19 protein-coding genes and 2 tRNA genes are annotated in these 19932 nt (G+C 64.5%); 11 read left to right on the top strand and 10 right to left on the bottom strand.

Annotation, left to right across the window (positions count from 1 at the left end; genetic code table 11):
* Positions 1-25 precede the first annotated feature (25 nt).
* From EPD66_RS14075 to EPD66_RS14065, 3 genes are all read left to right on the top strand, one after another.
* On the top strand, positions 26-547 hold the full coding sequence (locus tag EPD66_RS14075) for an NADH-quinone oxidoreductase subunit B family protein (RefSeq protein ID WP_370511885.1): 522 nt from the start codon (positions 26-28) through the stop codon (positions 545-547).
* 76 nt (positions 548-623) lie between these two features.
* Entirely contained in the window at positions 624-1019 is a 396-nt protein-coding gene (locus EPD66_RS14070; RefSeq protein ID WP_142849146.1) for a VOC family protein, read from the top strand.
* A 1-nt stretch (position 1020) separates the two neighbouring features.
* A complete protein-coding gene (locus EPD66_RS14065; RefSeq protein ID WP_142849145.1) occupies positions 1021-1566 on the top strand; it encodes a GNAT family N-acetyltransferase in 546 nt (181 codons plus the stop codon).
* 155 nt (positions 1567-1721) lie between these two features.
* Here the strand turns inward: EPD66_RS14065 and EPD66_RS14060 are convergent, their stop codons facing one another.
* Entirely contained in the window at positions 1722-2153 is a 432-nt protein-coding gene (locus tag EPD66_RS14060; RefSeq protein WP_142849144.1) for a hypothetical protein, read from the bottom strand.
* A gap of 125 nt (positions 2154-2278) precedes the next feature.
* On the opposite strand from EPD66_RS14060, the gene nth reads away from it, so the two are divergent.
* A complete protein-coding gene (gene nth / locus EPD66_RS14055; protein ID WP_370511883.1) occupies positions 2279-2950 on the top strand; it encodes an endonuclease III in 672 nt (223 codons plus the stop codon).
* Between the two features lie 54 nt (positions 2951-3004).
* Here the strand turns inward: nth and phoU are convergent, their stop codons facing one another.
* The 3 genes from phoU to EPD66_RS14040 all read right to left on the bottom strand — a co-directional run bounded on the left by phoU (position 3005) and on the right by EPD66_RS14040 (position 6061).
* Positions 3005-3733, bottom strand: a complete 729-nt coding sequence (gene phoU, locus EPD66_RS14050; protein WP_142849143.1) for a phosphate signaling complex protein PhoU — start codon at positions 3731-3733, stop codon at positions 3005-3007.
* 16 nt (positions 3734-3749) lie between these two features.
* Entirely contained in the window at positions 3750-4559 is an 810-nt protein-coding gene (pstB, locus tag EPD66_RS14045) for a phosphate ABC transporter ATP-binding protein PstB (RefSeq protein ID WP_255448498.1), read from the bottom strand.
* Positions 4560-4621: 62 nt separating this feature from the next.
* On the bottom strand, positions 4622-6061 hold the full coding sequence (locus EPD66_RS14040) for an ATP-binding protein (protein WP_142849141.1): 1440 nt from the start codon (positions 6059-6061) through the stop codon (positions 4622-4624).
* Positions 6062-6216: 155 nt separating this feature from the next.
* Here EPD66_RS14040 and EPD66_RS14035 point away from each other — a divergent pair, with 155 nt between their 5' ends.
* The 3 genes from EPD66_RS14035 (at position 6217) to EPD66_RS14025 (ending at position 8899) form a co-directional block, all read left to right on the top strand.
* Positions 6217-6819 carry an HD domain-containing protein gene (locus EPD66_RS14035; RefSeq protein WP_142849140.1) on the top strand — a complete coding sequence of 201 codons (603 nt, stop codon included), beginning with the start codon at positions 6217-6219 and terminating at the stop codon, positions 6817-6819.
* A gap of 80 nt (positions 6820-6899) precedes the next feature.
* Positions 6900-7934: a glycosyltransferase family 9 protein gene (locus EPD66_RS14030; protein WP_255448497.1), complete on the top strand. Its 1035-nt coding sequence runs from the start codon at positions 6900-6902 to the stop codon at positions 7932-7934.
* Positions 7934-8899: a mitochondrial fission ELM1 family protein gene (locus EPD66_RS14025; RefSeq protein WP_255448504.1), complete on the top strand. Its 966-nt coding sequence runs from the start codon at positions 7934-7936 to the stop codon at positions 8897-8899. The genes EPD66_RS14030 and EPD66_RS14025 overlap by 1 nt, the downstream gene beginning before the upstream one ends.
* Before the next feature lie 4 nt (positions 8900-8903).
* On the opposite strand, the gene EPD66_RS14020 is transcribed toward EPD66_RS14025, so the two are convergent.
* The 5 genes from EPD66_RS14020 to EPD66_RS14000 form a co-directional block, all read right to left on the bottom strand.
* On the bottom strand, positions 8904-10604 hold the full coding sequence (locus tag EPD66_RS14020; RefSeq protein ID WP_142849139.1) for a cation:proton antiporter: 1701 nt from the start codon (positions 10602-10604) through the stop codon (positions 8904-8906).
* 114 nt (positions 10605-10718) lie between these two features.
* Positions 10719-12668 carry an acetoacetate--CoA ligase gene (locus EPD66_RS14015; RefSeq protein WP_142849138.1) on the bottom strand — a complete coding sequence of 650 codons (1950 nt, stop codon included), beginning with the start codon at positions 12666-12668 and terminating at the stop codon, positions 10719-10721.
* Positions 12669-12857: 189 nt separating this feature from the next.
* Positions 12858-12933: transfer RNA gene (locus tag EPD66_RS14010), tRNA-Ala, on the bottom strand.
* Positions 12934-13107: 174 nt separating this feature from the next.
* Positions 13108-13183: transfer RNA gene (locus EPD66_RS14005), tRNA-Ala, on the bottom strand.
* 159 nt (positions 13184-13342) lie between these two features.
* The gene (locus EPD66_RS14000; protein WP_142849137.1) at positions 13343-13705 is read right to left on the bottom strand and encodes a TIGR02300 family protein; all 363 of its coding nucleotides are present in this window, start codon (positions 13703-13705) and stop codon (positions 13343-13345) included.
* A gap of 222 nt (positions 13706-13927) precedes the next feature.
* Here EPD66_RS14000 and aroA point away from each other — a divergent pair, with 222 nt between their 5' ends.
* From aroA to EPD66_RS13980, 4 genes are all read left to right on the top strand, one after another.
* On the top strand, positions 13928-15265 hold the full coding sequence (gene aroA / locus EPD66_RS13995; protein ID WP_142849234.1) for a 3-phosphoshikimate 1-carboxyvinyltransferase: 1338 nt from the start codon (positions 13928-13930) through the stop codon (positions 15263-15265).
* Positions 15265-15909, top strand: a complete 645-nt coding sequence (gene cmk / locus EPD66_RS13990) for a (d)CMP kinase (protein ID WP_142849233.1) — start codon at positions 15265-15267, stop codon at positions 15907-15909. The genes aroA and cmk overlap by 1 nt, the downstream gene beginning before the upstream one ends.
* Before the next feature lie 135 nt (positions 15910-16044).
* Positions 16045-17757, top strand: coding sequence for a 30S ribosomal protein S1 (gene rpsA / locus EPD66_RS13985; protein ID WP_142849136.1), 1713 nt, complete (start codon positions 16045-16047; stop codon positions 17755-17757).
* 507 nt (positions 17758-18264) lie between these two features.
* Positions 18265-18855 (top strand): exopolysaccharide biosynthesis protein, encoded by a 591-nt coding sequence (locus tag EPD66_RS13980; RefSeq protein WP_221930988.1) that lies wholly within the window; start codon positions 18265-18267, stop codon positions 18853-18855.
* A gap of 74 nt (positions 18856-18929) precedes the next feature.
* On the opposite strand, the gene EPD66_RS13975 is transcribed toward EPD66_RS13980, so the two are convergent.
* Complete coding sequence (locus EPD66_RS13975; protein WP_142849135.1) at positions 18930-19907, bottom strand: sensor histidine kinase; 978 nt, start codon at positions 19905-19907, stop codon at positions 18930-18932.
* Positions 19908-19932: the final 25 nt, after the last annotated feature.

Below are 19932 nucleotides of genomic sequence, written 5' to 3'. Positions count from 1 at the left end.
GGAAGGGACGGAGGCGGTCATGTCCTTGCTGAAGATCCTCGCCCGCGATCTGTTCTCGCGCCGCCGCACCGAGACACCGCCGCCGGTCGATGGCGAGACGCTGCAGCAATTGGCCGCGCGCCTGGGCGAGACGGCGCGGCTGTCCCTGGGGCGGTCGCTGTCCATCCGCGAGGTGGATGCCGGGTCGTGCAATGGCTGCGAACTGGAAATCCACGCCCTGAACAATCCCGTCTACCAACTAGAACGCTATGGCCTTCGCTTCGTCGCCAGCCCGCGCCATGCCGATGTGCTGCTGGTGACCGGCCCGGTGGCGCTGAACATGGCCGAAGCCCTGAAGCGGACCTATGACGCCACGCCTGCGCCGAAATGGGTGGTGGCGGCGGGCGATTGCGCCTGTAATGGCGGGCTGTTCGCGGGCTCCTATGCCTGCCTGGGCGGGGCGGATAGGATCCTGCCGGTGGATATCGCGATTCCCGGCTGCCCGCCCTCGCCCCGCGCTTTGCTGTCGGGCCTGCTGACTCTTTTGGAGCATGTTGCGGTGCGGTGAGAATGCTGGACGGCGATAGGGGAGTGCTGTACTGCTTTAAGCTGTTCCCCGATCTTCCAGGACAATAGTACCGCCGATGGCGCATTACGCACTCGATCCTTGCATCGTTACCCGCCGGATCAAGGAGACGCGGGACTTCTACACCCGGCATTTCAAGGCCGAGATATTGTTCGACAGTCCCTGGTACCTGGTGCTGCGCCTGGGCGAGGAGGAAGGTGCGCCCGAAATCGTCTTCATGCTGCCTCAGCAGGGCCAGACCGAATTCACCGGCCAGGGCGTGGCCTTCAACATTCGGGTCGATGACGTGGACGAGGAATACCGTCGCCTGGTGGCTGCCGAGGTGACGGTCCTGCTGCCGCTGGAGGACCATGATTGGGGGGATCGCGGTTTCACCATCGCCGATCCCAACGGTGTCGCCCTGTATTTCTACACGCCCATTTCACCCGAAGATCAATTTCACATGTTGTTCTGACATGGTTGGCGGTTCCACGCTCAAGACCAAGCGGCTTCTGCTGCGGCCCTGGCAGGATGAGGATCTTGTCCCCTTCGCGGCCCTGAACGCCGATCCGCAGGTGATGGAATTCCTGCCCTCGGTGCTGAACCGGGCCGAAAGCGACGCCCTGGCCGCCAAGATCCGCCAGCGGATGGACCAGCGGGGATTCGGCTTCTGGGCGGTGGAAGTGCCGGGCGAGGCCTCCTTCATCGGCTTCGTCGGCCTATCCGTGCCCGGCTTCCGCGCCCATTTCACGCCTTGCGTCGAGATCGGCTGGCGCCTGGATAGGGCCTTCTGGGGACGCGGCTTCGCCACCGAGGCGGCCCTGACCGCCTGTTCCTTCGCCTTCGACGCCCTGGGGCTGGCGGAAGTGGTCGCCTTCACCGTGCCGCGCAACCGCCGTTCCCGCGCGGTCATGGAACGGCTGGGGATGACCACCCGGCCCGAGGATGATTTCGACCATCCCCTGCTGCCCGAAGGCCATCCCTTGCGCCGCCACGTCCTTTACCGGCTGGCGGTGGAATAGGGCGTGTTTCTGGCCCGCCTCGCCTTTCGAGACGCCGCAAGGCGGCTCCTTAAGGCACGAGGCTAATTCATTGATGGTTTTTAAAAAACGAACCTCATGCCTGAGGAGGCCCCGAAGGGCCGTCCCGAAGCATGGATCGGCGCTCAGCCCTTCCTTCACTCCGCCTGCGTTTGCGCGGGGAAGTGCAGGATGGTCTGTTCGGGGGTGCGCTCGATGCCGAAGACGGCCTCTTCGCGCGGAGCGCAGCCGTCGCCATGGGTCACGACCGAGACAAGGGGCGGCAGGTTCATCAGGAAATCGCGCTGGCTGCCGTCGACGTTATGGACGGTGACGCTGTGGGCGGGGCCGTCGACGCAGGCCCGCTGCCAGCCGAAATTGGCAAGGTCGGTCATGGCCGCCTGGTCCCAATCCTCGCGCAGGGCCTTGCCCAGGGACTTTTCGAAGCGCCATTGCTGCGGATCGGTGATGCGCGCCGCGATGTCCAGCGCGACGAAGACCACCAGGGCCGCCGTCACCAGCACCGCCACGCCCAGCAGCACGGTCCACATGACGCTCAGGCCTCTTTTCACCAAATTGCTATCGGCCATGGAACTCCCCCACAAAGACTAGGGGCGGAGCCTACCACCATGGCGGACGGAAGCGAAGCGGCGGGACGGCCTCTTCCGCTGCGCCTCCGTCATTGCTACCTTGCGTTCCGCGCAAAGGAGGAATCATGGCCAGCCTTACGACCCGCCGCCGCATGTCCGCCAAGGCGGTGGACAATTTCTTCGCCCGTCTTGCCGCGGACAATCCCGAGCCGAAGAGCGAACTGGAATACGTCAATCCCTACACGCTGCTGGTCGCGGTGGTGCTGTCGGCCCAGGCGACGGATGCGGGGGTGAACAAGGCCACCAAGGCCCTGTTCCAGATCGCCGATACGCCCGAGAAGATGGTGGCGCTGGGGCTGGAGGGGATCCGCGAGCACATCAAGACTATCGGCCTGTTCAACACCAAGGCCAAGAACGTGCTGGAGCTCAGCCGCATCCTGGTCGAGCGCCATGGCGGTGAAATCCCGCGCGAGCGCGAAGAGCTGGAAGCCCTGCCCGGTGTCGGGCGCAAGACCGCCAATGTGGTGCTGAACGTCGCCTTCGCCATGCCGACCATGGCGGTGGATACGCATATCTTCCGCGTCTCGAACCGCACCGGCCTGGCACCGGGCAAGACACCCTTGGCGGTCGAGCAGGAATTGCTGCGCGTCATCCCCAAGAAATGGATGCTCCACGCCCATCACTGGCTGATCCTGCACGGCCGCTACATCTGCAAGGCCCGCCGCCCCGAATGCTGGCGCTGCCCGGTGTCCGAGTGGTGCAAATATCCCGACAAGGTGCTGGCCCCGGCGGCCTGACCGGCCTGCCCCCCCGCTCGCGCGGGGGCAGCATCGGAGCGGGCGCCGGGCCTTCTATTCCTGGACCTTCGGCCCTTCGGGGTCGCCGACGAAGGGCGTGGTGTCGCCCTTGGGGCGTTCTCCGCGCAGCGAGACGCCCTTGGCCATGTAATAGGTCAGTTCGGCGATATTGGTGGCGTGGTCGCCGACGCGCTCGATATTCTTGGCGATGAACATCAGGTGCGAGCCCGGCGTGATGTTGCGCGGGTCTTCCATCATGTAGGTCAGCAATTCGCGGAACAGGCTGGAATAGAGGTCGTCGACCTCCTGGTCGCGCTTCCATACGTCCAGCGCCCGCTCCACGTCCCGTTCCAGATAGGCGTCCAGCACTTCCTTGAGCATGGACAGGACCTGCGAGCCCATGCGCACCACCGCCCGCACCGGCGGGATCGGCGGGGACTGGTTCAGCACCAGGGTGCGCTTGGCGGCATTGGCGGCGTAATCGGCCACGCGCTCCAGCGTGCTGGCCACCTTCAGCGCCGTCAGCACCGTGCGCAGGTCGTCGGCCACCGGCGCCCGCAGGGCCAGCAGGCGCACCGTCTGGTCGTTGATGAGGGCTTCGAACTCGTCCACCTTGCTGTCGCCGCCCATGACCCGTCCGGCGAGGTCGCTGTCGCGGTTGAGCATGGCCTGCATGGCCGCGGAAAGCTGTGCTTCGGCGAGGCCGCCCATGCGAGCGATCGTCTCGTGCAGCTTGTTCAGCTGAGCGTCGTAGGAAGCGACGATATGCTTCTGCGTGGGCATGGTGGTGCTCTCCCTGTTAGCCGAATCGGCCGGTGATGTAGCCTTCGGTCAAGGCCTGGCCTGGGTTGGTGAAGATCTGTTCCGTCTCGCCCACCTCGATCAGGTCGCCCAGATGGAAGAAGGCGGTGCGCTGCGAGACGCGGGCGGCCTGCTGCATGGAATGGGTGACGATGACGATGGTGTAGTTGCGGCGCAATTCATCCATCAATTCCTCGACCTTGGCCGTGGCAATGGGGTCCAGCGCCGAGCAGGGCTCGTCCATCAGGATCACTTCCGGACTGACGGCGATGGCGCGCGCGATGCACAGGCGCTGCTGCTGGCCGCCCGACAGGCCGGTGCCCATCTCGTGCAGGCGATCCTTGACCTCGGCCAGCAGGCCGGCCTTTTCCAGGCTGCTCAGCACGATATGGTCCAGCTCCGCCTTCGAGTCCGCCAAGCCGTGGATGCGCGGCCCATAGGCCACGTTGTCGTAGATCGACTTGGGGAAGGGATTGGGCTTCTGGAAGACCATGCCGACCCGCGCGCGCAGCTGCACCGGATCGACCTTGGAGCTGTAGATATCCTCGCCGTCCAGGGTGATGGTGCCGGAAAAGCGCGTCCCCTCGATGGTGTCGTTCATGCGGTTGAGGCTGCGCAGGAAGGTGGACTTGCCGCAGCCCGACGGGCCGATCAGCGCGATCACCTGGTTGGCGTTGATGTCCAGGTTGATTCCGTTCAGCGCCTGCTTGTCGCCATAGAAGACCCGCACGTCCCTGGCGCTCATTTTGACCTGGGGCGGGTGGTTGGACAATGTGGCGTCGTCGAGGCTGGCGGCGGCATCTTGCATGAGCATTTCCCGTGGCTTGTGTCGCTACGCGCATACACTCGCGCAAGCGCGGAAAGCAATGCCTAAAACGGAGCGGCCGATGTCGCCGTTTGCATAATCGCCGCTTCGGCCTTGGCCGGCGGCAGGTAGACGGTGAAGATGCTGCCTTCTCCCAGCGTGCTGTCGATGGCCAGCAGGCCGCGATGGCGGTTGACCACATGCTTGACGATGGCCAGCCCCAGCCCGGTGCCGCCCATCTTGCGCGAACGGGCCGAATCGACGCGGTAGAAGCGTTCGGTCAGGCGCGGCAGATGCTCCTTGGGAATGCCTTCGCCATGGTCGCGCACATGCACCGCCAGGACCGGCAGCCCCGCCTTGCGGCCCGGCAAGGCGGGCCCCTTGTCCAGGCGCCGCACGGTGACCTCGATGGGGGTGCGGTCGCGGCCGTATTTGATGGCGTTGTCGAGCAGGTTCTGGAAAAGCTGCGCCAGTTCGTCGCGCTGGCCCATGACCTGGGGCAGGTTGTCGGGCATGTCGAGCTTGATCGTCATGTCCTTGGCCCGCGCCAGGGGTTCCAGGGTTTCGGCCACACGCTGGACGATGGGGGCCAGTTCGGCCTTTTCCAGCGGCTGGCTGTGCTCGTTCAGCTCGATGCGCGACAGCGACAGCAGGTCCTCGATCAGCCGGGCCATGCGCGATCCCTGCTCGAACATGATGCCGAGGAAGCGGTCACGGGCCTCGACGTCGTCGCGGGCGGGGCCGCGCAGGGTCTCGATGAAGCCTAGCAGCGTGGCCAGCGGCGTGCGCAATTCGTGGCTGGCATTGGCGACGAAATCGGCGCGCATCTGCTCCATGCGCTTGAGCGGCGTCACGTCGTGCAGGGCCAGCACCATGATGGTACCGTCCACGGCGGGTTCGGCCAGGGGTTCGATGCGGGCGGAGAAATAGCGTTCCACCGGCAGGGCCATGGCGAATTCCACATGACGGCCGGGCTGGCCGGCGATGATCTGGTCGCAGGCCTCCAACACGGCGGGATCGCGCATCACCGCCGCCAGATCGCGTCCCAGGTCCTCGCGCCCGAAAAGCTGCCGTGCCGCCAGATTGGCCCGTACCACCCGCCGCTCGGCATCGATCATGAACAGCGGATCGGGCAGGTTGTCCACCACGATCTCCTGCGAGGCGAGGCGCGCCTGCAGGTCGGCAAGGCGCTGTTCCTGGGCGCGGCGGAACTGCGTCAGCGAAATCAGCAGTTCCTCGGACGCGCCGCTGCCGTGCAAGGGCGGCGGCTCGGCCTGGCTATCGTGCGCGAGCATGCGGATATAGGCGCAAAGCGCGCCAAAATCGCGGAAATAGGGCCGGATCAGCAATCCCGTCAGCACCAGGATCAGCAGGGCTGCGGCGAAGGCCGGCAGGAAGGACAGGGCATCGGCGACCACCAGCACCCCCAGGGCACCCAGGGCCGGGGTCGAAACCGCCAGGGTGGCGAGCACGAGGCGGCGGGGGGTCGAACTGGAACGGGGCATGGCGGCTTCGGCCTCTCTAAACAGGCCGAAGACTCAAGCCTTCTCCGCGCTGGATTGCAAGAGAAGCTTTGAAGACAAAGAGGGGGCGGCGGGATGATTGCCTCGCGCCGCCGGGGCGGCCATAGTGCGGGACTGTTTGAAGGGAGACTCCAAGCATGACGACCGACCGCCTTGCCGCCCAAATCGATTTCATCCTGGAAATCGACCGCCTGAAGCTGATCCTGCGCCAGAACTGCCTAGTCACCGACCGCAGTCACCGAGAGAACTCGGCCGAGCATTCCTGGCATCTGGCGGTCATGGCGATTCTGCTGGCCGAATATGCCGACGAGCCCGTGGACGTGACCCGCGTCATGAAGATGCTGCTGATCCACGACATCGTCGAGGTCGATGCCGGCGATACCTTCATCTATGACGAAGCCGGCCATGCCGACAAGGAAGAGCGCGAACGCGCCGCCGCCGACCGCCTGTTCGGCATGCTGCCCGAAGACCAGGGGACGGAGCTGCGCGCCCTGTGGGATGAATTCGAGGCCTCAGAAACCGCCGATGCCCGCTTCGCCAATGCGCTGGACCGCCTGCAGCCGGTACTGCTGAACACCGCCACCGAGGGCGAGCGCTGGCGCGCCAAGGGCGTGGTCGCCGAACAGGTGCTCGAGCGCAACAGCCGCATCGGCCGCAGTTCGCAACGCCTGTGGGAACTGGTCCGCGGCCGGATCGAACGGGCGGTCGAACTGGGGCACTTGCCGAGGCGGCACGGTTGAGGAACGGGCAGAATTTCATCACTGAGTGTTGAACGGCTGTGGCATCATCCGCTTCTTTCCAAGCGGATGATGCGACTTGAATGATGGTGCAGAGCGACACGCCGAAATCAGTGCTGGTCTATGTTTCCAGCACTCCCGATGATGCGTTGGGCGAGAACCTGATCAAGCTTCCCTTCCTGCAGGCCATCCGCGACATCTGGCCCGAGACACGGTTGACACTAGTGCCGGGAGTAGGACCTGCGCATTTCCAGAACGTCCTCCGCCCCTATGCGGAAGGGGTGATCGACGATTTCATTACGGATCTGGATATCGGTAAGAATTGGCGCGAGATTCTGCGCAATCCCTTGCCGGGGCGACGCTTCGACCTGATCCTCGATACTCAGCATGTGTTGCTGCCCACCTTGGCGCTGCGGCGCATTCCCCATCGTCGTTTCATTTCTTCCACCGGACGTTTCATCCTCTCTGATGCACGGCCGCCCCGCAGCATGGGAAAACCGGGCAGCCTGCTCGACAAGCTGATGCAGCTTCTGTCTGCGGCTGCCGGCCGGCCGGTCGTGGCGCGTTTCGGCTGTTCCTTGCCGGAGGAATATGATCAGGCGGCGAAGGTTTTGCTGCCGGTTGGGCCTCTTTATGTCGGTTTGGCTCCCGGTGCAGGCAACACCACGCGCGGCAAGGTCTGGCCCTTGGGCAATTTTTTGGCCTTGGCCAGGGAGCAACTGGAGAAAGGGCGGGTCCCTGTCTTTCTATTGGGGCCGGCGGAAGAGAAGAGCCGCCAGATCATCTCCCAGGCCATGCCTCAGGCGCTGATGCCGCGGCTGGATGGGCAGGATGGGCATCCGGGCGGCCCGGCCCTGACCACGGCCCTGGCCCGGCGCTTGGCTGTGGCTGTCGCCAATTGTTCCGGCACCGGACATATGATGGCGCTGGGTGAGGCCCCGCTGGTCAGCTTGTTCGGTCCGACCTCGGCCCGGAAATTCCGTCCCTTCACGCCTTTCCTAACGGCACTCAGGGCGCAGGATTTCGGAGAGGGAGCGGCAATCGAGAATATTCCCGTTGCGGCGGTGGCTGCCGCCGTGGATGCCCATATCGCGCGTTGGCGAGGGCATAACGCGTGATGGAAAAGGAAGGGACTTTCTGCTGGGCCATGACCACCGGCGAGGCGGGGATGGTCAGTCAGGTCAGCGGCCTGGCGGAGGCCGTGGGGCTGCCTTGGGAATTGAAGACGGTGGCGCTGCGGGCGCCGGGGCGCTGGCTGCCGGGGCATGTGGCGGCGCGGATTCCCCTGCCCTGGCTTCTCGGCCCGCGGAGCGACCGGCTGGAGCCTCCCTGGCCGCGCCTGCTGATCGCCTGTGGCCGCCGCAGCATCGCGCCCGCCCTGGCGGTCCGCCGGGCGAGCGGGGGGCGGTGCTTCACCGTCTATCTGCACGATCCGCGCATCCCGACCCATCATTTCGACCTGGTGGCGCCGCCGCGCCATGACGGGGTGGTGGGCGCCAACGTGGTGCCGACGCGCGGCGCCTTGCATCGTGTCACGGCGGCCAAGCTGGCCGAGCAGGCGGAACGCTTCCGCCCGCTGCTGGGCCATCTGCCGCGTCCGCTGGTGGCGGTGCTGATCGGCGGAACCAGCAAGTCCTACCGCTTGACGCCCGAGATCATGGCCGATGTCGCGGACAAGCTGGCCGCCTTGTCGCGCGCCACCGGCGCAGGGCTGATGGTTACCGCGTCGCGCCGCACCGGGGCCGAGAACGAAGCGGTGCTGCGCCGTGCGCTGGAGGGCCTGCCCGCCTATGTCTGGGACGGCCAAGGCGAGAATCCCTATTTCGGCATGCTGGGCCTGGCCGACCATGTGGTCGTGACCGAGGATTCCGTCTCCATGGTTTCGGAGGCCTGCTCCACCGGCAAGCCGGTCCATGTCATCGCCTTGGAAGGCGGCAATGCCCGCTTTCGCCGCTTCCACGAGGAATTGCGGCGCGACGGCATTACCCGCCCCTTCGACGGCAGTCTGGCCGAATGGAGCTATCCGCCGGTCAACGACACGTTCGAGATCGCCCGCCTGATCCGCGAGAAGCTGGCGCTATAGCTTGTCACGCCAGATGCTCCGGCTGGTGTTCGTGCGGCGGCGAGCCCCGGCGGTAGTCCACCACGGCTTGGACGGCGTGATGGGCGGCATCGGCGAAGGGCAGCAGGACGAGGTCCGCCCCCGCTTCCTTCAGGTCGTGGATATCCATGGGGCGCTGGGCGGTGATGGCGATGCGGCCGCGATAACCCGCCGTCCGCAGGCTGCGCAACAGGGTGCGGGTGGCGTCGCTGTCGGACAGGGCGCCGCGCTGGGCGGGCACGGCGGCGATCACCCATTGGTCGTCATGCAAGGGCAGATGTGAGGCGAAGTTGGGGTCGTTGGCATCGCCGTAGAGGGCGGTGTAGCCCTGGCTCTGCCATTGCCGGACGGCTTCGGGGTCGAAGTCGATCCCCAGGACGCTGAGGCCCTGCTGGCGCAGCCCACGGGCCATGTTGCTGCCGTAGCGGCCGAGGCCGAACAGGATCACGTCCCATTTCTCGCTGCCCGCCTGTTCGCCCTTGCCGGTTTCCCGGTAGGGCATGCGGCGCTCGAAAATGCCCAGGAAGGGGGCCAGCCGGGCATAAAGCTGTTGGGAATAGAGGATCATGTAGGTCGACAGGGCGATGGTGATCAGGCCGACCAGCGTCACCAGCCCCACCATGTCGGCATCCAGATGGCCGATGCTCATGCCCATGGCGGCGAAGATCAGCGAGAATTCGCTGATCTGGGCCACCGTCAGCCCGGCCAGGAAGCCGGTGCGCTTGCGATAGCCCATCAGCCCCATGATGATCATGACGATCAGCGGATTGCCGATCAGCACGAAGGCCGACAGGATCAGGGCCGGGACGATCTGGGCATGGATGGTGCTCAGGTCCATATGGGCGCCCAGCTCGATGAAGAAGAACAGCAGCATGAAGTCGCGCAGGCTCATCAGGCGCGAGCCGATGATGTCGCGGAACGGCGTCGAGGCCAGGGTCACGCCGGCCAGGAAGGCGCCGATCTCCTTGCTGAAGCCCAGGATGTCGCTGACCGAGGCCAAGGCCACCGCCCAGCCGACGGCGAACAGCACCATCAATTCCGGCGAACCCGCCAGGCGGTCGAGCAGCGGGCGTGCGCCCCAGCGGATGAAGGCGGCGATCAGTCCCAGGAAGAGGACGCCTTTCAGCAGCATCAGGGCCAGTGCCAGGGCCATGCCGTTCTCGGTCTCGGCGCCCACGCCCATGGCCGACAGGACGATCATCACCAGCACCACCACGATGTCCTGGACGATCAGGAAGCCCAGCGCCACACGGCCGTGCAGGGCATCGATCTCGCCTTTGTCCGACAGCAGCTTGACCACGATGATGGTCGAGGAAAAGGTCAGGGCGACGGCGATATATATGCTGACCAGGGGGCTGAGGCCCAATGCCAGGCAGATGAAGTAGCCGACGACCGAGGTGAAGATGACCTGCCCGAGCCCCGTGGTCAGGGCGACGATACCGGTGGTGCGGATCAGGTGCAGATCGAGCTTCAGCCCCACCACGAAGAGCAGCAGCGAGATGCCCAACTCGCTCATCAGGTCGAGATAGCCGGTTTCTTGAACGAGGTTGAGCACCGACGGACCGGCCAGGATGCCGGCGGCGATGAAGGACACGATCAGCGGCTGGCGCAGACGCAGCCCGATGAAGGCCACCACCGCCGCGAAAATCAGGATTGCCGAAAGCTCGTAGAAAACCGATCCGAACATTTCTTCGCCTGGTCTTGCCCGTTTTGTGGAGGGCACCATAACACGACTATGCGCGGATGGTGCCCTCCAGGCGGGAAAATCCAGGATGTTTTTTAAGGCTTTTCCGACCCCAGCTTACCGGGTCAGTTCGGGAATATCCTCGTAAAGGTCCAGCGCCTCGGGATTGGCCAGGGATTCCTTGTTCTTGACCGGCCGGCCGTGGACCACGTTGCGCACCGCCAGTTCGACGATCTTGCCCGATTTCGTGCGCGGGATGTCCTGGATCTGGATGATCTTGGCCGGGACATGGCGAGGCGTGGTGTTCTCGCGGATGGTCTTTTTGATGCGGGCCGTCAGTTCCTCGTCAAGGATGAGGCCGTCGCGCAGGCGGACGAACAGCACGACGCGGACGTCGTTGTCCCAGTCCTGGCCGATGACCAGCGATTCGATGACCTCGTCCAGCTTCTCGACTTGGCGATAGATCTCGGCGGTGCCGATGCGCACGCCGCCGGGATTGAGGGTGGCGTCCGAGCGGCCATAGACGATGATGCCGCCATGTTCGGTCAGTTCCACCCAGTCGCCATGGGTCCAGACATTGGGGAAGCGGTCGAAATAGGCGGCGTGATACTTGGCGCCGTCGGGGTCGTTCCAGAAGCCGACCGGCATGCAGGGGAAGGGCGCCGAACAGACGAGTTCGCCCTTCTCGCCCTGCACCGGCCGCCCGTCCTCGTCGAAGACCTCGACCTTCATCCCCAGGCCGCGCGCCTGGATCTCGCCGCGCCAGACCGGCCCGATGGGATTGCCCAGCATGAAGCAGGAGACGATGTCCGTGCCGCCCGAGATGGAAGACAGCAGCACGTCCTTCTTCACCTTCCCGTAGACGTAATCGAAGCCTTCGGGGGCCAGGACGCTGCCGGTCGAGGTGATGGTGCGGATCGAGGAAAGGTCGTGGCTTTCCATCGGCGCCAGGCCCTGCTTGGCGATGGCGTCCAGCCATTTGGCCGAGGTGCCGAAGAGGGTGATCTTCTCGGCCTGGGCATAGTCCCACAGGATATTCGAGCCGAGATGGCCGGGCGAACCGTCATAGAGCATCAGGACGCATTCCGAGGCCAGGGCCGAGACCAGCCAGTTCCACATCATCCAGCCGCAGGTGGTGAAGTAGAAGGCGCGGTCGCCGGGCTTCAGGTCGGCGTGGAGCTGATGTTCCTTCAGATGCTGGATCAGCACGCCGCCGGCGGAATGGAGGATGCATTTCGGCACGCCCGTCGTGCCCGATGAGAACATGATGTAGAGCGGATGGTCGAAGGAAAGCTGGGCGAAGTCGATGGTGCCGGCCTGGTAGGGGGCGATGAAGTCTTCCAGCAGGCTGGCCTTGGGCAGGCCCGACACATCCGGCGCCGCGCGGGTATAGGGCACGACCACCAGCGCCTGGACACTGGGCAGGCCGGCCATGATGCCGTCCAGCCGCTGCAGGGAATCATGGGCCTTGCCGCCATAGAAGTAGCCATCGGCCGAAATCAGGATCTTGGGTTCGATCTGGCCGAAGCGGTCGAGGACGCCCTGCACGCCGAAATCGGGCGAGGCCGAGGACCAGATGGCGCCGATGCTGGCCGCCGCCAGCATGGCCGCCACGGTTTCCGGCATGTTGGGCATGAAGCCCGCCACCCGGTCTCCCGCCACCACGCCCTGGGCGCGGAAGGCCTGGGCGAGGCGCGAGACCAGGGCATAAAGCTCGGCCCGGGTCAGGCGGCGCTTCACCTTGTCCTCGCCCCAGAAGACGATGGCATCACGGTCGTCGGGAGCCTTGAGCAGGTTTTCGGCGAAGTTCAGGCGGGCTTCGGGGAACCAGCGGGCACCGGGCATCTTGTCGAAATCCTCGACCACCGTCTCGCCGCGATGGCTGGCGATGAGGCCGCAGAAATCCCAGACCGAGAGCCAGAATTTTTCGGGTTCTTCCACCGACCAGCGCCACAGGGAATTGTAATCCTCCGCCGCCGCGCCCCAGCGCTCGCCGACATGGTTCAGGAACGCCGTCAGATTGGCCTGCGCCACCCGCTCCGCCGAAGGTTCCCAAAGCTTCGTCATTACCCTGCTCCCTGATTCCTGAGTTTGTTTCTTTTGTGGCTACTTATCCTGGCACGACAAGCCCGGCGGTCGCCCCCCTTACGGGGGGAAAAACGGGGGAGAGGGATTTTCCGGTCGAGCGGGTGCCTGCTTCCGGCTTTGCCCGGAAAGACGAAAAGCCCGGCCATTGCTGACCGGGCTTTTCTTTTTTGGTGGAGCCAAGCGGGATCGAACCGCTGACCTCTACAATGCCATTGTAGCGCTCTCCCAGCTGAGCTATGGCCCCGAACCTGTATCCGCCGCCTGGGATGCGGCTTCAATTGTGTGCGGCGGGTTTATAACCAAGGCGGCAAGGCTTTGCAAGCCCTCCGTACATCCGTCCGCACACGAATTCGAGGAGGGGCGGCGAGCGGAAAGGGTAAAGAAAAAAGGCTCGAAGCAATGCTTCGAGCCTTCAATTTGGTGGAGCCAAGCGGGATCGAACCGCTGACCTCTACAATGCCATTGTAGCGCTCTCCCAGCTGAGCTATGGCCCCGAACCTGTATCCACCGCCTGGGATGCGGTTTCAATTTCGTTACGGCGCTGTGCCGTGTAGGAGCGCGGTTATACGGAGATCGGGCCGTCGTGGCAAGAGGAAATTTGCATCCCCTTCCCGCTTTTTTCGGCCCGGCCCGTGGCCGCGGAAGCCGAGATCCTAGACCTCGTCCTCGAGATCGCCGTCGACATGTTCCATGACCTCGGCCATGTCGTCGTCGTCCTCGCCCAGATCCGATGCGTCTTCGATCAGGCCGCTATCGTCTTCGTCGTTGTCGTCGACATCCGCGACGTCATCTTCGTCATCGGCCACGTCGTCCACCAGAAGGGCAGCCGCCGCTGCCTTCTTCTCGGCAGCCAGCCTGCTTTTGTCCGCTGCGGTCGGACGCTTCACCTTGAAGGGTGCTTCGGGATCGAGCGTCGTGCCGCATTTGGGGCAGGTGATGGGCGAGCGCAGCATATCGTAGAAGCGGGCGCTGCAACTCAGGCAGGTGCGCTTGGTTCCCCATTCCGGTTTCGCCACCTGTCATCTCCTCTAGAATGAGTGTCGCTTGGGTTGGCGGGCATTTGCCACGATCATTCCAGCCTGTCAAAACGAAAAAATGGGCAGGGGGGTCAGGGAAAACACCTGGACGGTGGTCTTGCCCCCTACCTCGACCCGGCTGACTGTGATAGAGGACCCCTCGTAAATCTTTTCGCGGGGAACCTTTCGCGGGCAAGGCCCGTCTTCAAGGATGTTGGAATGATGGCCAAACCACTCCGTTCGACGCAAGCCTCTTCTCTCTCCGGCATGGTCAAGGTGCCGGGGGACAAGTCGATCTCCCACCGCGCCCTGATGTTCGGTGCGATGGCCCTGGGGGAAACCGTGGTCGAGGGGCTGCTGGAGGGCGAAGACGTTCTCTGCACCGCCGCCGCCATGCGCGCCCTGGGCGCCGAGGTGGTGCGCGAAGAAGGGGCCGAGGGCCGCTGGCGCCTGTGGGGCCGTGGCGTGGGCGGCCTCAGCGAGCCCGCAGGGGTGCTCGACATGGGCAATTCCGGGACTGCCGCGCGCCTGCTGATGGGGCTGGTGTCCAGCCATCCCTTCACCAGCTTCTTCACCGGCGACGCCTCGCTCTGCTCGCGTCCGATGAAGCGCGTCGCCGAGCCCTTGTCGCGCATGGGCGCGCAATTCGTCACGCGCAGCGGCGGACGCCTGCCGCTGGCGGTGATGGGCACCGCCTCGCCCCTGCCCATCACCTATGAACTGCCGGTCGCCTCGGCCCAGGTGAAATCGGCGATCCTGCTGGCCGGGCTGAACACGCCCGGCGAGACCACGGTGATCGAGCCCCATCCCACCCGCGACCATTCCGAAACCATGCTGCGCCATTTCGGCGCCGAGGTGGCGGTCGAGCATCTGGCGAATGGCGGGCGTTCCATCACCGTCAAGGGCTTCCCGGAATTGAAGGGGCGCGACGTCAAGGTCCCGGCCGACCCCTCCTCGGCCGCCTTCCCGGCCGTTGCCGCCCTGCTGGTGCCCGGCTCGCGCATCACGCTGCAGAATGTGGGGACGAACCCGCTGCGCTTCGGCGTCTTCGAGACGCTGAAGGAAATGGGGGCGGATATCCAGGTGGTGAATCCGCGCGTCGAGGGCGGCGAGCCGGTGGCCGACATCATCGTCGCCTATTCCGAACTGACCGGTATCGACGTGCCGGAAGACCGCGCCCCCTCGATGATCGACGAATACCCGGTCCTGGCCGTGGCCGCCGCCTTCGCCAAGGGCACCACGCGCATGTTCGGCCTGTCGGAATTGCGGGTGAAGGAAAGCGACCGCCTGGCCGCCACGGCGCGCGGCCTGGCCGCCTGCGGCGTCTCGGTCGAGGAAGAGGGCGATACCCTCATCGTCCACGGCACTGGCAAGGCGCCCCGGGGCGGCGCGACCATCGCCGTCAACCTGGATCACCGCATCGCCATGGCCTTCCTGGTGCTGGGCATGGGTGCCGAGGAAGCGGTGACGGTGGACGATGCCGCCGCCATCGAGACCAGCTTCCCCGGCTTCGCCGACCTGATGAACGGGCTGGGCGCCAAGATCGGGGCCGGGCAGTGATGCGGGACAGGCTGGTCATCGCCATCGACGGTCCCGCCGCCGCCGGCAAGGGAACCTTGGCCCGCCGTCTTGCCGAAGCCCTGGGTCTTGCCTATCTGGATACCGGTGGGCTGTACCGGGCCGTCGGCCTCTCTCTTCTGCGCGAAGGGGGTAGTCCGGATGATCCGCAGGCCGCCGAGGCCGCTGCCAAGCGCCTGGACCCGGCCCTGCTGAACGACCCCGAGTTGCGCGGCGAGGCCACCGGCAATGCCGCCTCCAAGGTGGCGGCGATTCCCGCGGTGCGGGCTGCCCTGTTGGATTTCCAGCGGAATTTCGCTTCCAACCCGCCCGAGGGGGCCAAGGGAGCGGTGCTGGACGGCCGGGACATCGGCACCGTGGTCTGCCCCGATGCCGATGCCAAACTCTTCGTTACCGCGAGTCTGGAAGCGCGTGCAAAGCGTCGCGTGAAAGAGTTGCGAGAGAAGGGCATCGATATTATAGAAGAGACCGTTCTGCAGGAAATGAGGGACCGCGACATTCGCGACAGCCAGCGAGCCGTGGCTCCTCTGGTTCCGGCCAAGGATGCCTTGGTGCTGGATACCACCGAACTTGATGCGGATGCCGCCTTTAGGGCCGCCTTGCGCTTCATCGAAACGCGGAACTAAGCCGCCGGGCCGGCTGACAGTGACCAAACGCCCCCGCTTCGGCGCGGGCGCCACGCCCGTTTTTAAATTCTGAAAAGACCGCCGGACCCAACCGGCTGGCCGGAAAAAACGATGTACTGAAAGGACTATGCTCACATGGCCAATGTCGCCACCCAGAACGAGTTCGAAGATTTTGCTTCGCTTCTCGAAGAATCCTTTGCCGCCGCCGACACCTTCGAAGGTTCGGTCGTGCGCGGCACCATCGTCGAAATCGACGGCGACGTCGCCGTCATCGACGTTGGTCTGAAGTCCGAAGGCCGTGTGGCCCTCAAGGAATTCGCCGCTCCGGGACGTCCCGCCGAACTGAAGGTCGGCGATCAGGTCGACGTCTTCGTCGAGCGCTATGAAGACCGTCACGGCGAAGTCGTGCTGTCGCGCGAGAAGGCCAAGCGCGAAGAAGCCTGGACCCAGCTCGAGAAGTCGTTCCAGAACAACGAGCGCGTCACCGGCGTGATCTTCGGCCGCGTCAAGGGTGGCTTCACGGTCGACCTGTCGGGCGCCGTCGCCTTCCTGCCGGGCAGCCAGGTGGACATCCGCCCCGTGCGCGACATCGGCCCGCTGATGGGCAGCCCGCAGCCCTTCCAGATCCTGAAGATGGACCGTTCGCGCGGCAATATCGTCGTGTCGCGCCGCGCCGTCCTGGAAGAGACCCGCGCCGAACAGCGCTCCGAGCTGATCGAAAGCCTGAAGGAAGGCCAGATCCTCGAGGGCGTGGTCAAGAACATCACCGATTACGGTGCCTTCGTGGACCTGGGTGGCGTCGACGGCCTGCTGCACGTCACCGACATCGCCTGGAAGCGCATCAACCATCCGTCCGAGGCCCTGACCATCGGTCAGACCGTCAAGGTCCAGGTCATCCGCTTCAACCCGGAAACCCAGCGCATCTCGCTCGGCATCAAGCAGCTTGAAGCCGATCCGTGGGAAGGCGTGGAAGCCAAGTACCCGGTGGGCACCAAGTTCACCGGCCGCGTGACCAACATCACCGATTACGGCGCCTTCGTGGAGCTGGAGCCCGGTGTCGAAGGTCTGGTCCACGTCTCCGAAATGAGCTGGACCAAGAAGAACGTCCATCCCGGCAAGATCGTCTCCACCTCCCAGGAAGTGGAAGTGATGGTGCTGGACGTCGATCCGCAGAAGCGCCGCATCTCGCTGGGCCTGAAGCAGTGCCTGTCCAATCCGTGGGAAGATTTCCTGGAACGCTTCCCGCAGGGTTCGGAAGTCGAGGGCGAGGTCAAGAACATCACCGAATTCGGTCTGTTCGTCGGCCTGCCGGGCGACATCGACGGCATGGTGCATCTGTCCGACCTGGACTGGGAACGTCCGGGCGAACAGGTCATCCAGGAATACAAGAAGGGCGACGTCGTCAAGGCCAAGATCCTGGACGTCGACGTGGAGAAGGAGCGCATCTCGCTTGGCATCAAGCAGCTCGGCTCCGATCCCTTCCAGGATGCCACCAGCAACATCAAGAAGGGTGACGTCGTCACCTGCACCGTGACCCAGGTCACCGAAAACGGCATCGAAGTCTCTGCGGACGGCCTGTCGGGCTTCATCCGCAAGAACGAACTGGCCCGCGAACGCGGCGACCAGCGCCCCGAGCGCTTCGCCGTCGGCGAAAAGGTCGATGCCAAGGTCACCGCGCTGGACCGCGCCGCCCGTAAGCTGACCCTCTCGGTCAAGGCTCGCGAGATCGACGAGGAAAAGCAGGCCATGGCCGAATACGGCTCGTCCGACTCGGGTGCCTCGCTCGGCGACATCCTGGGCGCGGCCTTCCGTCAGGCTCGCGAAGACAAGGCCAACGAAGAGAAGTAATTCTCCTCGCTCTGGTCCTGCCGGGGCATCCCCAGGGATGCCCCAAGCAGCCAAGAAAACCCCCGTCCCCGTGGCGGGGGTTTTTTCATGGGCGGCTTCTTCATGCCGCAGGGCGCCACCTAACCATCAAGGTTTTGGACTCATGGCGGCGAGCGTTAACAGGCTGCGGAAAAACACCTGTTTTCATCATCATTCCTGCTTGCAATGGATCGTCACCCCCGAGAAAGCGGGGGCCCATGGAGATCTAAGCCACCAGAGAGGAATGAAGCGGTTCCATGGACTCCCGCTTTCGCGGGAGTGACGTGGAAGAAAGGCTTTGTCAGCAGTCTGTTGGAAGTCTCAGCGCTATGAAAACCAAAGCCTTGGCGTCTTTGTGTCTTGGTGGCTTTCCCATAACCGCAGGAAGCCATCAAACAGCAGGGCCTTCCTTCCTCTTAAGATTTCTTGCCCCGCCGAAAGCCTAATCCCACCTCAAAAGTCGTTCTTACTGCTGCAAAGGGTGGAAGCGTGGCGGAGGACTCCGAGAAGATTGGCCTCGACGATGTCATCGACGGCATGGCCGATATCGGCAGCCAGAAGGACCGGGTCTCGGTGGGGGATATCCAGGAAAAGATCGGCGAGCGCAGCTTCGGGCCGTTCCTGTTCATCCCGGCGATGATCGAGATTTCGCCGGTCGGCGGCATCCCCGGCCTGCCGACCATGCTGGCCGTGATCGTCATTCTGGTCTCGGCGCAAATGCTCCTGGGCCGCAAGCATTTCTGGCTTCCGGCCTTTCTCGCCAACCGTTCGGTTTCGGGCAACAAGCTGAAAAACGCCATGGACCGCATCCAGCCCCTGGTGCGATGGACGGACAAGATCATCCATGAACGCCTGAGCTGGGCCACCGAGGCGCTTTACATGCGCGTGGTGGCCTTGCTGTGCATCCTGCTGGCCCTGACGGTTCCCCCTTTGGAGCTGATCCCCTTCGCCAGCACCGCGCCGTTCGGCACGATCGGCCTGTTCGGCTTGGCGCTGATGGCGAAGGACGGCCTGCTGGTCCTGATCGGCATGGCCTTTGCGGCGGGGGCCTTCATTCTGGGCTATGTCAGCCTGGTCTGAGGAAAAGGACGTTTCTTCAGGAATGAAGATGCAGGCCGCCGGGACCGCGCGCCGTCTCTCCCTTTCCTCGGCTGTCAGGCGGGGAGGAGAAGGATTTCGGCCTTCATGCCTTCGCTGTCGTCGAAGCTGACGCGGGCATTGGCTTGTCCCGCCAAGCCGGCGATCAGCTGCTTGCCCAGGGACCGTGCCGAGGGAGCCGCCGCCTTGTCGGCCGACCTGCCGATGCCGTCATCGGCCACGGTGATGGCGGTGGTTCCATCCTCCTTGCGCGCCAGGGACAGGGTGATCGTGCCGCTCCGGCCGTCGGGAAAGGCGTGCTTGGCGGCATTGCTCAGCAATTCGTTGACGATCAGCCCCAGCGGAACGGCGCGGTCCAGCGGCACCTGCGCGGGTTCGGCGTGGAATTTCAGGGTGATGCGGTCGCGCGGGACGAGATGCCCCACGGAATTGAGCAGGGTCTCCAGGTAGTGCGACAGGTCGATGGCGCTGAAATGCGTGCCGTCATGCAGGGCTTCCTGGGCCAGGGCGATGGAGCGCACCCGCTGCCCGGCTTCCTTCAGGCTTTCCTTGACCACGGGTTCGGGGCTGCGCGTGGCTTGCAATTCCAGCAGGCTGCAGACCAGTTGCATGTTGTTGCGCACGCGGTGATGGACCTCGCGCAGCAGGACATCCTTGTCCTCCAGCGCCTGCTTCATGTCCGTCACGTCGATGCAGGAGCCGAAATAACCGGCGAATTCCCCGTTGCTGTGATAATAGGGGCGACCATTGTCCAGAAGCCAGCGATAGCAGCCGTCATGGCGCAGCAGCCGGTAAGGCATGGAGAATTCTTCGCGGGCATCGAAAGCCGTGGTGTAGATGCGCAGGCATCGGTCGAAATCGTCGGGATGAACCCGTTCGCTCCATCCCATGCCCATTTCTTCGGCCGCCGCCCGCCCGGTGAACTCAAGCCACGGTTTATTGAAGAAATCACACATTTTATCCGGAGAAGAGCGCCAGATCATGACAGGAGCATTGTCTGCCAATAGCTTGAATTGCTCTTCCTGGTCATTCATATTCTTCAATCCCAAACGATCCTTG

The sequence above is a fragment of the Telmatospirillum sp. J64-1 genome, assembly GCF_006980715.1.
Classification (GTDB): Bacteria; Pseudomonadota; Alphaproteobacteria; order Rhodospirillales; family Magnetospirillaceae; genus Oleiliquidispirillum; species Oleiliquidispirillum nitrogeniifigens.
Note: the sequence above shows the minus strand (reverse complement) of the source record. Positions and strands in the feature narration are given on the sequence as shown.